This window comes from Pseudomonas sp. IPO3774 (genome assembly GCF_013386835.1).
Taxonomy (GTDB): Bacteria; Pseudomonadota; Gammaproteobacteria; order Pseudomonadales; family Pseudomonadaceae; genus Aquipseudomonas.
Window position 1 is genome coordinate 41491 of sequence record NZ_JACAQY010000044.1, and the last position, 12531, is coordinate 54021.

A 12531-nucleotide genomic window follows, 5' to 3' on the forward strand; every position below is an offset into this window, starting at 1 on the left:
CCATTATCCGACTGGCTGCCAACGGAATGTTAGCAGTCAGAGGCCGTTCAAATGGCCTGTGACACTAGGATGCTCTGCTCGGCTAGGCGTGCTTCATCGAGCTAAAATTAGCGCTTGAGGACTTCGTCAGGGTAGTAACCGAGCATCTGAACTGGACGCAGATACTCAGACGGCGCTCCGAACAATTTAATCGAGCTGCTTAGAGTGACGAAGTTGAGATTGAGCGGCGGCGTAATATCACCGGCATTGCGTGCCGTCGCTTGAGCCTCATCGAGTGCCTCGGAGATGCTGTTGATTGCAGCTCCGGAACACTCCGAGGAAGGCATCACACAGCATTTGTGTGAACTGGCTTGCCTGCATTTTGGCTGAGCCGAATTCGGACTAAGCGGCAGTAAAACCGATCAGGGCTTGGACAAGCTCCTGAACCCAGCTTGGCCACCCACCTTAACAACCAACCAGGCCAGCAGCACCAATCCCAAGGTTGCCCAGGGGATCGATCCCACGCCTGTCGTCTCAAGCAGTACACCGCCCACTACGGCACTGCCCGCAAACGCGAGGTTCAGTACGGTCACCAGCATCGACTGAGCCACATCGGCACCGTCGGCAGCAGCATTCGCCAAAGCTGTCTGCAGCAGGGTCGGTGCACCGCTGTAACTCAGGCCCCAGGCAGCCATCGCCAGATAAACCGCTATGGCAGGCAGGCCACCCAACGCCAATGTCAGCGATACCAGCGCAAACCCGGCCAGGCTCAACAGCACCAACCGCCGCAGCCAGCGGTCAATCAATAGCCCAGTGAGCCAGATACCCACGAGAGCCGCAATGCCGAACGCAAGCAATGCCTGCTCGACCTGTCCATCCAACCCGACCGATGCCAGGAATGCCGCCATATAGGTGTAGAGCATGTAATGAGCCATGATCCACAGCATAACTACCGTCAGCACCGGTCGCACGCCTGGCCTGCAAAAAACGTGACCCAGGGACAAGCGCTGGCCAGCCCGTTGCCCGGCAAAGTCAGGGACATTCAGCCGAATCCAAACCATCAGCGCCAGGCTCAACGCCGCTAGCAGCCCGAACACATTGCGCCAACCGATCTGTTCACCCAGCCAGGCACTCAGTGGTACGCCCAGCGCCAAGGCGACGGGGATACCCAGCATAGCCACTGCCATCGCGCGGCCTTGCAAGGGCGCGGCGACCATGCGTCGCGCATAACCGGCCAACAGGCTCCACGCCACACCAGTGGCGACCCCGACGATCAGGCGCGCGACCAGGGTGAGGGCAAAATACGGCGACAAGGCAGTTACCGCGTTGCACAAACAGAACACCCCCACTGTCAGTAATAACACAAGGCGCCGTGGCCAACCTTGCAAGGCCAAGGTCAAGGGAACGGCCGCCAGCCCGGAACCGAGGGCACACGCGGTGACCCATTGCCCCGCCCATGCCTGGGAAACCTCAAACGTGTCGGAGATGTGTGGCAACAGGCCGGCGGGTACGCTCTCGTTGGCAGTGGCGATAAAACTCGCGGTGGTCAGGGCCAGTAAGCCAGTGATAGGTAGTTCTGAGGACGGCGGGGGGGTGGGTTGAATCGATTCTTCGCGGTTCATGAGCTTGCTCGAAAAACAGGTGAGGCCTGATTGTGATGAAGTGTCTGTGATTTGATAATTGGTCTAGAATTTGATGCTTAATCAAATCTGGATTGAAGATGGCCACTGATCGATTGGGGGACATGCGCTTGTTCGTTGAGGCTGCCGACCTCGGCAGTCTTTCAGCCGCTGGACGCAAGTTGGGGTTGTCGCCGGCGGCGGCCAGCGCACGGTTGCTCAAATTGGAGGCGGCGCTGCATACCCGCTTGTTTGATCGCACAACCCGTCAACTGCGGCTGACTGATGAAGGCCGGTTCTATCTGCAGCAATGCTGGGTCGCTTTGCGCGCCATTGATGAGGCGGAGGCGGGGTTGCAGGCGAGTCAGCAGGAAGTACGCGGTAAAGTCCGTCTGTCTGCCTCTACTGACTTTGGCCGTCACCTGCTTAATGACTGGCTCGAGACCTTTTGCGCGCAGCATCCGCAGTTGAAGGTGGCGCTGACCTTGTCGGACGCTATGTCTAACCTGGTACAGGACGATGTCGACCTGGCCATTCGTTTCGGCCCACTGCGTGATAGCTCGTTGATCGCCCGGCAACTGGCACCCAACTGGCGGGTGCTTTGTGCCTCGCCGGACTACCTGGCGAGCCACGGCGAGCCGCAGACGCCGGCCGAGCTCACCGGGCATAAATTTATTCTGCTGGTGACTCCGGCGGGTCCTTTAAACACCTTTCATTTCAGGGTGGACGGCCAGACATGGAACCACAGTGTGCCATTGGAAAGCGCCTGGGAAACCAACGATGGCGCCGTGGCACGTGCTTGGGCATTGGCCGGTCATGGCATTGCACGCAAGACCATTTGGGACGCAGCAGCGGATATCCGTGCCGGGCGGTTGAAGGTGCTGCTGCCTGACTATTGCGTAGCAGAAGCTGGGGTGTTTGCGGTGCTGCATGGCAATCGGTACCGAATTGCCAGAGTGCGGGTCCTGTTGGACTTTCTGGTGGAGCGTTTCAAATGTGCCACCGAGGAACTTCTGCGCGACGTCGATGTGCCGAGGTTTTAAATGAATATGAACAGCTCTGGCTGACTTACCATTTTCGCCATAGGCGCAGCAGCTTTTTACATCTACCGTTCGCACAAGCGGAAGGTAGATTACGAATCTGTTTCAACCATCTGCCAAGCGGTACAGCGCCTGAGCATGAGACGCCGCCAGCCCAATGCGCTGCAAATTGCGGCGACTCTGCGAACTTGGAAGCGCAGTTGCAGCAATCACCAGGCTGCCGTGCTTCTTTGCTTGCTCTATCCGGTGAGATATCAGCGCTCCATGATAGCCCAAGCCTCGTGCATTTTTTCGAGTGGCAGCCGTGCCCAGGTAGGCAACGCCATTGCTGGCCAGGTACATCAACGCGCCTGCAACGACTTGCCCATCAGCTTTAAGGACGTAGATTTTCAGGCGTTCATTCGACATCAGTCCTGCAAAACAAGCCTGGCTCAACTGACGATGCTCTGGCTTGGTATGAAAGCCACTCGCATGAACTGCCGCGAACTCCGGAAGAGAGTCTGAAGTGGCCTCTTCGATGTTGAATAATTGGGGGGGCAACACCGCATCCTCGATGGGGCACGCAAGCTGCAGATGCGTCCACCCCCTCAAACGCTCGAATCGCTCCTCACCCACAAAAGCGAATTGCTCCAACGTCGAGGCTTTCCCGATAAGGGGCGTTACTGTTGAATACTCCGCTGACTCCTTGAGCAAGCTCAGCAGTGAATGGGGGTTGCCGGTGCTGTCACCGTAGATACGATTGAACATCGGGCTAGGTGTTGCCTTCACCTGAAAGCACGGAAAGGCCCCATTGAAAAACACACGAGCACCAAAAGGATTTCCACTAACCCGCGACAAGCTCTCAACGCGGGAACACAAGTACTCGCTTTCTGCGGCTTCGATGGCATGCGCCCATTCAACATCCATGTGCATCGTCTCTTTGCAAGATTTCCAGGGAAGGTAGCGGTAAATCAACCCCTACGCACCTGGGAGGGCAGTGAAATAGATTGTCGGGCCAATGGGAGAAGTTTGGGCATCTGCCACAGAAGAGACATCGCTTGGCTTGTCGATAATCGACCCGGCTGCGTACATGCTCAAAGCCAATCCGATGTGCGATGACTTGATGGAAGAGGCAAGCCGCTATGCGTTATCCGGCCCACGCTCAAAATGAACACGCCACGTCCAAATAAAGGAGCAGAAAGGGCCCGATTCATTTGATTGAAACCCGATCTGCCCGTAGCGACGCTCACGCCTGGACTATCCATCCGCGTCAGAAGCAGCGCTTGAATCGAGCACCGGCCCATGCTCCCACTCACTGATGAAACCGGCGCCCCAACGCATCCAACCGCACCGCAATCGGCGGTAACCGCTCACTGCTCCTGGCCAGCGTCTCCACATCCTGCGCCGTATTCTGCGCAATGCTCTGCACCGACTGCAGCCGCCCGACAATCTCCACATTCGCCGTGGATTGCTCACGGGTGGTCGACACAATCCGCCCATTCAACTGATCGATCTGCGAAATATCGTTGCCCACCGCCCGCAGCATCTCCACCGCCAATTGGCTGTCCTCCACGCAGCGCTCCACGCCCTGGCGACTGTCGTGCATGGCCTCTACCGCTTGCCGGCTGCCGTGTTGCAGCCCTTCAATAATCGTCTTGATCTCCTGGGTCGACACCGCCGTGCGCTGCGCCAGGCTGCGGACCTCATCGGCGACCACGGCAAACCCGCGCCCTTGCTCACCCGCGCGGGCGGCTTCGATGGCGGCGTTGAGGGCCAGCAGGTTGGTCTGGTTGGCGATGCTGTTGATCACCTCCAGCACCGAGCCGATCTGTTCGGCTTGCACAGCCAGCCCTTCGACCGTCTCGTTAGTGTCGTGGAGGCGGGTGGCGAGTTGAGTGATTTCCAGTTGGGCGCGGCCGACGCTTTCCTGGCCACGGATGATCTGCTGGCTGGCTTGCCCCGCGTGCTCGACGGCATGCTCCACGTGCACGGCGATATGGCCCATGGCATCTTCCATGCGCTGCATGGAACCGGTCATCTGGGCGATTTCCGCCAGTTGGTGGCGCGCGCCTTTTTCCAGGGTGCCGCTGGCGTGAGCCAGCTCCTGACCGAGTTGGCCGAGGCCGTGGGAGTCACGGGCGACGCCGTCGATCAGGCCGGTGATCTGGGTCAGAAAGTGATCGAAACGGGTGGCAAGGGAGACATGCACTTTTTCCGGACTGCCCTTGACGGCCTCACCGCTGAACTGCGTGGTGACGGCGAGCATTTTTTCGAGCATTTCCTGGCTTTCTACCGCTTCGGTCTGGCTGTGCACCGCGAGGTAGAGCAGGGCGACCGTCTCCATCACCACGTAGAACGCGTGGACGAAAATCATGCTCCAGCCGCCGTGATGCTCCATCACAAACACCGGGAAACCCTGATGCTGTAACGCATGGAACACCACGTGGTGGACCGCGATGGTGACAGCGGCCACCAGGATAGGCAGCCAGTCGCGGTAGAACGTCAGCACCGCCAGCAGCGCGAAGATACCGAAGTGCGATTCGATGACACCCTGGGCCTGGTTGATGTGCAACGCCGCCATGACCATCAGGCCGACGCCAAGGGCGCACCGCATCAGGCGGGTGCCGCCGATGACGCGATAGGCCAGGGTCAGCACCACGCTGGTGCCGGCACCTATGAAGAGCGCTTGAAGCAGCGTGTCGTGCCAGAACGCCAGGCCGAGGGAGAAGAGGGTCATCAGCCAGATCAGGGCGAGCATGATGCGGTCGGCTTTGCGGTAGTGCTCGATGAAACGGGCTTGGGCAGGCATTCACTCGTACTCCATGTGGACGGGCCGGGGTGAGGCAAGCATGCGACGTGCCATACGGGCATGCTGGGAGCGAATCGGGTGTGGGGGAGCAGGTGGTGATTGGTGGTAGGAGGTTATCGGCGGTGTTGGGTGGGGCTTTAGGGGGGATAAGCCAGAAGCTGCTTGTTACGAGGGGCTGCAATCGGCCAAAAGCAGTCTTTCAATGCTCTACAAAATTAGAGCCGATTTGCCCCATCTTAACTACCGCGCTAATTCCGCGGAGAGTGGGCATGGAAAACACGCGCTCACCCATCCGACAAAGACCGGTACGCAAAGCATGAGCTTCCAATCTGTCCGGCACCTCAAAGATGGCTGGCAAGCCAAGACCAGTGTTTACTGCCAGTCCAGAATCAAAACAGGCATTAATTCAGCTTCCTTACTGCCTTCAACAGCACTGCTACTGCTGTATATCACTGATCACAATCTGCGAACTCCCCTCGATCCTTCTGACTTCTACAGTCATGCTCCCATGCTCGCCTTTGACCAAGTAAAGGTGCTGATGAAAACCTGGCTCAGTGTCACTTTTATAATATGTGAACCGCTTCAGCAATGTTAAGGAAGCGACATTGCCTACCTGAGTAGCGATCTGTTGGTTTGAGCGTAAATACTCTTGAAACGCAATGTTAGCCTCATCCTTTGCCTCGTAGTACCTCAGCACAAATCCTGCGATCACGACGATCAACACTATCGCAATTAGAGGCTTGATTTTTTTGAATCTCGGGCTTTTTAAATTACGCATACCCACCCCCTAAAAATGGTTATAACTACCAAATTCTACGTTGATATTAGTACCCCAACGTCCGCCCAATTCACTGCGTTAGGATCAATAGAAAATACGACCGATGGACTGCCAAAGCGACCACCTACTTTGTTCGTGATGGCTCGCACTGTCCGCCTTCAATCGTCAATTGGCCTGGTTCCAACCGGGACGTGCTTAACCACCATTAGCCCGGTTGAACTGCCAACGCGTGGAACGACCCGCTATGCCGGCAAGTCTACCTGTATCTACTCATGGGTAAGGTACAGCGCAATGGATAAGACAATCACCGTCGATCAACTAGAGACAACCGACCTTCGATCAATCAACGAAATATGGCTTGGCGAGACGCATACCCAGCTATGCCTATGGCGTGGCGAACAGGTCTTCACCCACGAGATGATGAGCGAGGGCACCCACGATCAGAATGTCCAACGCCTGTGCTTGCAGTTGGTCAACCCTGACGATCAAACCGCCGTAGCCAGCGTCGAGGTAATTGTGCGCGAACGGCTGAAAAAAATGGGGAAGGAGGGCGAGTTTTATCCCGCAGAGGAGGCTGACACTCATCAATAAGTGAATCGCCCCTGATTTCATAGGCGCGTTATGGATTCAACCGGTTTGTGTAGCCATCCAGGTCAAAAAATCATGGAGCTGAGTCGTAAATTTCTTTGGCTTGGCATCCGGGTTTCTTGCCTGGGACAAGAAAAAAGAGATCTGCATTCTCATACTCGGGTAATGCTGAACAAACTGCTCGACAAGCTCTTCCAGTGTTTGCGGCCACATCAAGTCCTGTTCAGAGCGAAGCACTTGAGTTGACCGGATGAGTTTGCGCGAAGCTTCTCGCTGCAAGCGTAGCGATTGCGTCGGTGTGGTCGCCTGGTCGATAAGGTCGGCATACCGGGTCAGCACGGATTCAAAGTCACCATTCACGGCAATGGCGATAGCGCGCGACGGCTTGAACCGGTCGAAGCGTTGGGTCAGATCATCGCCCCATAAGCAACGACAGTGATGCTTGAGCCAATACCCCCAGCTCAATCGATTGTCAGGTGCCAATACTTCAGCACGACTACCGATATCGAAATCGATCTTGGTGACTTCGGCATGCCGACTTTCCAGCGTGCGCCTTTTCGACTCCAGCATTTCCAGATCCTGCGACGTAGGTGGGCTGTGCAGAATAAGGGTTAGGTCAAGGTCAGAAACCCCCGGCACGGCGTCGCCTCTCGCGACACTGCCATAAAGATAAATCCCGTCCAGCAAAGGTTCCGGCCGCGCGAGCGTCATGCAAACGTCCGTCAGCAAAGCCTGAAACTGTGGCTGCGTCTCGACGTTGGACACGGTGAGGATATAACCGTCCGCATCAGTGCCACGAGGTTGGAGTTGTTCCATGAAGCCGTCCTTGAGTTGCGTTCAGTAAAAATCGGGGTCAAACCCCATCAAGACGTGCGCCGGCCTTCCAGGCTGGAAAACACATGCATACCCGCCAGCATCGCCACTACGAAGATGAGAATTTGCCAGTGCCCGGTAAACAGAAGGGCGACCGCAGGCCCAGGGCAGATACCCGAGAACAAACACGCTGACGGACAGCCCGATCAGTTCCTGCACAGGAGAGTCGGTGAGGGCTGTTGCTCAGCGAACCATCATAACCATCCGTGCGGGTCGGGGTCTGCGCAAGTCAGATTTTGCTGCCGCCCCCCATGGAATGGGTGAAGCCCTGCTTCCAGTACTAAAGGAGGTGTCAATGCCCGCTAAAGGACCATTTCGGTCTGACGCCATAGGTTTAGGCTCAGCCTTGTGATCGTCAACGATGACAACAAGAGGCGCCGCATCACCTGCGAGATGAGTAGAAAACCTCACTGACTCCCGTGTCTCCATAATAAAAAGAGGATTTATCATGAGTAGCACCTTCTTCATTCCTTCCGTGAACATGATGGGCATTGGCAGCCTCGACGAGGCGATGCTCGCAATCCGCAAGTACGGGTTCCGCAAAGCCTTGATCGTCACCGATGCCGGCCTGGCCAAAGCCGGCGTGGCGGCCAAGGTCGCCGGCCTGTTGGCCCAGCAAGATATCGACTCCACCCTGTTTGATGGCGCCAAACCGAATCCGACCGTCAGCAACGTGGAAAAGGGCCTGGAACTGCTGGCCCGCAGCGACTGTGATTTCATTATTTCCCTGGGCGGCGGTTCCCCCCATGACTGCGCTAAGGGCATTGCCCTGTGCGCCGCCAACGGCGGGCACATCAGCGACTACGAAGGCGTGGACCAATCCGCCAAACCACAAATGCCACTGATCGCCATCAACACCACCGCCGGCACCGCGAGTGAAATGACCCGTTTCTGTATCATCACCGACGAAGTCCGCCACGTGAAAATGGCCATCGTCGACCGCAACGTCACCCCTCTGTTATCCGTCAACGACCCTTCGCTGATGGCCGCCATGCCCAAAGGCCTGACCGCCGCCACCGGCATGGACGCACTGACCCACGCGGTCGAAGCCTACGTGTCGACCGCAGCCACGCCGATCACCGATGCCTGCGCACTCAAGGCCATCGAACTGATCTCGGCCAACCTGCGCACCGCCGTTGCCCAGGGTGACAACATGACCGCCCGGGAAAACATGGCCTACGCGCAATTCCTTGCCGGCATGGCCTTCAACAATGCTTCGCTGGGTTACGTGCACGCCATGGCGCACCAGCTGGGCGGTTTCTACGACCTGCCTCACGGCGTGTGCAACGCGATCCTGCTGCCCCATGTGTCGAGCTTCAACGCCAGCGTATGTCCGGCCCGGTTTAAGGATATCGCCCATGCGATGGGGGTTGAGACTCAGCAGTTGGATGCGGAGAAGGGCGCTGCGGCGGCCATCGCGGCGATCCGTAAATTGTCTGCGGATGTGGGGATTCCGAGCGGGCTCGTTGAGCTGGGTGTGAAGGCTGACGATATTCCGACCCTGGCAACCAATGCCATGAAAGATGCCTGCGGCTTTACCAATCCGCGTCCTGCCAATCAGGATGAGATCGAGCAGATTTTTCATACGGCGATGTGATTGATGTGAAGTGATGCTGGAGAGAACGCCCCGCCTTTGGTTGAAGTGCGGGGTGTTTTGGTTTTGTTCACCGATAGGGTTGGAGTGGCTCACTGGCTTGGCTGGAAGTGGTCTGTCATGAGCGGCTACTGTCGGCCATTAGTCCATGCGCTGCATGGAACCGGTCATCTGGGCGATTTCCGCCAGTTGGTGGCGCGCGCCTTTTTTGAAGGTGCCGCTGGCGTGAGCCAGCTCCTGACCCAGTTGGCCGAGGCCGTGGGAGTCGCGGGCGACGCCGTCGATCAGGCCGGTGATCTGGGTCAGAAAGTGATCGAAACGGGTGGCAAGGGAGACATGCACTTTTTCCGGACTGCCCTTGACGGCCTCACCGCTGAACTGCGTGGTGACGGCGAGCATTTTTTCGAGCATTTCCTGGCTTTCTACCGCTTCTGTCTGGCTGTGCACCGCGAGGTAGAGCAGGGCGACCGTCTCCATCACCACGTAGAACGCGTGGACGAAAATCATGCTCCAGCCGCCGTGATGCTCCATCACAAACACCGGGAAACCCTGGTGCTGCAAGGCATGAAACACCACGTGGTGCACTGCGATGGTGACGGCGGCCACCAGGATAGGCAGCCAGTCGCGGTAGAACGTCAGCACCGCCAGCAGCGCGAAGATACCGAAGTGCGATTCGATGACACCCTGGGCCTGGTTGATGTGCAACGCCGCCATCACCATCAGGCCGACGCCAAGGGCGCAACGCATCAGGCGAGTGCCGCCGATGACGCGATAGGCCAGGGTCAGCACCACGCTGGTGCCGGCGCCTATGAAGAGCGCTTGAAGTAGCGTGTCGTGCCAGAACGCCAGGCCGAGGGAAAAGAGGGTCATCAGCCAGATCAGGGCGAGCATGATGCGGTCGGCTTTGCGGTAGTGCTCGATGAAACGGGCTTGGGCAGGCATTCACTCGTACTCCATGTGGACGGGCCGGGGTGAGGCAAGCATGCGATGTGCCATACGGGCATGCGGGGAGCGAATCGGGTGTAGGGGAGCGGGGGGTGATTGATGGTAGGAGGTTATCGGCGTTTTTGGGTGGGGTTTTAGGGGGGATAAGCCAGAAGCTGCTTGTTACGAGGGGCAGCAATCGGCTTGCAGCCGGTCGCGCCCGACGCAGTCGATCAAAATCATCTGCTCATTCACGGTTTGAGGGGGCGGGAAAAATTCAGACGCCTTGAAGGTCGATGACTCAGCTCTTGTAGAGTAACGCCTCAACTACAACGCCAAACGCTGACGAATGTTCACGGCGATTGGGGTAGTAGAGATGGTAACCGGCAAAGGGTTGGCACCAATCTTCCAACACCCGCACAAGGCTACCGTCGGCAAGCTCCTTCGCCACCATGTCCTCTGGCAGGAAAGCCAAGCCACATCCCGCCACGGCCGCACGCAGAATGGGCACGCTGCTGTTGAATGTCCATTGGCCTTCGACGCGGGCCTTGAGTTCGTGGCCATCCTTTTCGAAATCCCATTGCATCAGGCTGCCGTGAGTCGGCAGGCGCAGGTTGATGCAGTTGTGCGCCGCCAGATCTCTCGGTTCCATCGGGTAAGGCCGCTGCTGGAAATACTGCGGTGAGCCGACAACGGCGATGCGTAACGATGGCCCGATCGGCACGGCGATCATGTCCTTGGCCACCTGGTCACCCAGTCGAACACCAGCGTCATAGCGCTGCGCGACGATGTCGGCGAGGGCGTAATCGACGGTGATTTCGACCTTGATGTCCGGGTAGTCGGGCAGCACCTTCAGCAGCTTCGGCCAGAGAATATTGTTCGCCGCATGCTCGGACGCCTGAATCCGTACATTGCCGGCGGGGGTGTCGCGAAACTCGCTGACGGCAGCCAGTTCCAGTTCAATTTCTTCAAAGCGCGGCGCCATCGCTTGATACAGGCGTTGGCCCGCCTCCGTTGGTGAAACACTGCGCGTAGTCCGCGTCAGCAAGCGCACGCCCAGCCGGGTTTCCAGTGCCCGCAGAGTGTGGCTCAGCGCTGACTGCGAAACGCCCAGTTGCGCGGCAGCACGGGTAAAACTGCCTTCGCGGGTGATGACCACGAAGGCTTGCAGGTCGTTGAGATTGGGGCGGGACATTGATGAGAACCTCTCATGAGGAGCGCGTGATTATTCCATGAAAGCAGGTCGCGCACGGATGTGCGACCCTTGGCGCGCTGATCACAAGGTGCGTGCGTAAAAATCCGTCAGTTTGCCGATCGCCGCATCGACATAACGCGGCACCCAGTAGGTTTCAATGTGGGTGGCGCCATCGATGATGAACACTTCCTTGTCGGTGGTGCCGGCGGCTTTGGGAAACGCATCCTGAGTCATGTACAGGCTGTCGGCCTTGCTGCCGGCGATCATCAGCAACGGTTGATTGATCAACTCGATATGGTCGGTGGCGTCGAAACGCATCAGGTCAATAAGGCTGCTGGTGGTGTATTTGAAGGTCGAGTTCGGGTGCGCGTGGGTTTTCCAGTAGTACTCATAGCCTTGGCGATACAGTTCGAAAGGCAGTTTGGCAGTCTGCTCATCGGTGAGGTTGGCATCCCCCGTATACAGCACCGCGCCCCCCGCTGCTTCTTGCGCGCGGGCTGCTGATGCCTGTTGCAAACGTTGCTGGATGCTGTCCAGTTGCGAGTCGCTGTAGCCGTTGCGGCGTACTCGACCCGAGTTGAACATGCTCACCGTTGCCAGGGATTTGAAGCGTTTGTCGGTTTGCGCCGCCGCCAACGAATAACCACCGCCGCCACAAATGCCGAGCAGGCCCAGACGATTGTCATCCACGCCAGCGAACTGGCTGATGAAATCGGCCATGCCGTGAATGTCTTCGATGCGATACGCCGGTTTATCGATGCTGCGCGGCTGACCACCGCTGGCGCCCTGATAGGCCGCATCGGCCGTGATGGTGATGTAGCCCTGTTCGGCGAGGCGCTGGGCATACAGACCGGCGACTTGCTCCTTTACGCCGCCATTTGGATGCGCAACCACCACGGTCGGGTAGGTCTTCTTCGCGTCGTAGTTGGCAGGCGTGTAGACGTTGGCGGCGATGTCCAGACCGTTGAGCTTATAGCTGACCGGGTGGATGTTGACCCTGCCCGGTTCGTTGCGGGTGATCGCGCCGTCGTAGGCGAGGGTGAATGGGTTCTTCTTGTAGTCGGCGGCCAAGGCTTCGCCTGCCGAGAGGCCGACCAATGCCGACATGAACGTGGCTTTGAGGGTGTTCTTCACGTGAAGCTCCTGAGCAAAA

The 12531-nt window shown here is 57.9% G+C and carries 10 protein-coding genes and 2 pseudogenes; 3 read left to right on the forward strand and 9 right to left on the reverse strand.

The genetic code is table 11. The features are described from left to right. Window positions 1-401: 401 nt before the first annotated feature. Window positions 402-1601: an MFS transporter gene (locus tag HYE77_RS23095; RefSeq protein WP_177069452.1), complete on the reverse strand. Its 1200-nt coding sequence runs from the start codon at window positions 1599-1601 to the stop codon at window positions 402-404. A 98-nt stretch (window positions 1602-1699) separates the two neighbouring features. Here HYE77_RS23095 and HYE77_RS23100 point away from each other — a divergent pair, with 98 nt between their 5' ends. After that, window positions 1700-2641, forward strand: coding sequence for a LysR family transcriptional regulator (locus HYE77_RS23100; protein ID WP_177036102.1), 942 nt, complete (start codon window positions 1700-1702; stop codon window positions 2639-2641). Between the two features lie 102 nt (window positions 2642-2743). Here HYE77_RS23100 and HYE77_RS23105 read toward each other — a convergent pair whose 3' ends face one another. From HYE77_RS23105 to HYE77_RS23115, 3 genes are all read right to left on the reverse strand, one after another. Beyond that, a complete protein-coding gene (locus HYE77_RS23105; protein WP_177069453.1) occupies window positions 2744-3544 on the reverse strand; it encodes a GNAT family N-acetyltransferase in 801 nt (266 codons plus the stop codon). A gap of 385 nt (window positions 3545-3929) precedes the next feature. Continuing rightward, window positions 3930-5426: a methyl-accepting chemotaxis protein gene (locus tag HYE77_RS32825; RefSeq protein ID WP_177069454.1), complete on the reverse strand. Its 1497-nt coding sequence runs from the start codon at window positions 5424-5426 to the stop codon at window positions 3930-3932. A gap of 436 nt (window positions 5427-5862) precedes the next feature. Next, entirely contained in the window at window positions 5863-6204 is a 342-nt protein-coding gene (locus HYE77_RS23115) for a hypothetical protein (protein WP_177069455.1), read from the reverse strand. A 291-nt stretch (window positions 6205-6495) separates the two neighbouring features. On the opposite strand from HYE77_RS23115, the gene HYE77_RS23120 reads away from it, so the two are divergent. Then, entirely contained in the window at window positions 6496-6795 is a 300-nt protein-coding gene (locus HYE77_RS23120; RefSeq protein ID WP_102606381.1) for a hypothetical protein, read from the forward strand. Between the two features lie 36 nt (window positions 6796-6831). Here HYE77_RS23120 and HYE77_RS23125 read toward each other — a convergent pair whose 3' ends face one another. Continuing rightward, window positions 6832-7608 (reverse strand): nucleotidyltransferase domain-containing protein, encoded by a 777-nt coding sequence (locus tag HYE77_RS23125; protein ID WP_003212643.1) that lies wholly within the window; start codon window positions 7606-7608, stop codon window positions 6832-6834. Between the two features lie 47 nt (window positions 7609-7655). Continuing rightward, window positions 7656-7784: pseudogene (locus HYE77_RS32685) on the reverse strand (DUF6691 family protein); the annotation flags it as partial. A 329-nt stretch (window positions 7785-8113) separates the two neighbouring features. Here HYE77_RS32685 and yiaY point away from each other — a divergent pair. Then, window positions 8114-9262 (forward strand): L-threonine dehydrogenase, encoded by a 1149-nt coding sequence (yiaY, locus tag HYE77_RS23130; RefSeq protein ID WP_177008673.1) that lies wholly within the window; start codon window positions 8114-8116, stop codon window positions 9260-9262. A 141-nt stretch (window positions 9263-9403) separates the two neighbouring features. Here the strand turns inward: yiaY and HYE77_RS23135 are convergent. The 3 genes and pseudogenes from HYE77_RS23135 to HYE77_RS23145 all read right to left on the reverse strand — a co-directional run. After that, window positions 9404-10201 (reverse strand): annotated as a pseudogene (locus HYE77_RS23135) (methyl-accepting chemotaxis protein); the annotation flags it as partial. A gap of 283 nt (window positions 10202-10484) precedes the next feature. Further along, window positions 10485-11378 carry a LysR family transcriptional regulator gene (locus HYE77_RS23140; protein ID WP_003209726.1) on the reverse strand — a complete coding sequence of 298 codons (894 nt, stop codon included), beginning with the start codon at window positions 11376-11378 and terminating at the stop codon, window positions 10485-10487. Between the two features lie 81 nt (window positions 11379-11459). After that, entirely contained in the window at window positions 11460-12512 is a 1053-nt protein-coding gene (locus HYE77_RS23145) for an alpha/beta hydrolase (protein WP_008432604.1), read from the reverse strand. Between the last annotated feature and the right edge of the window lie 19 nt (window positions 12513-12531).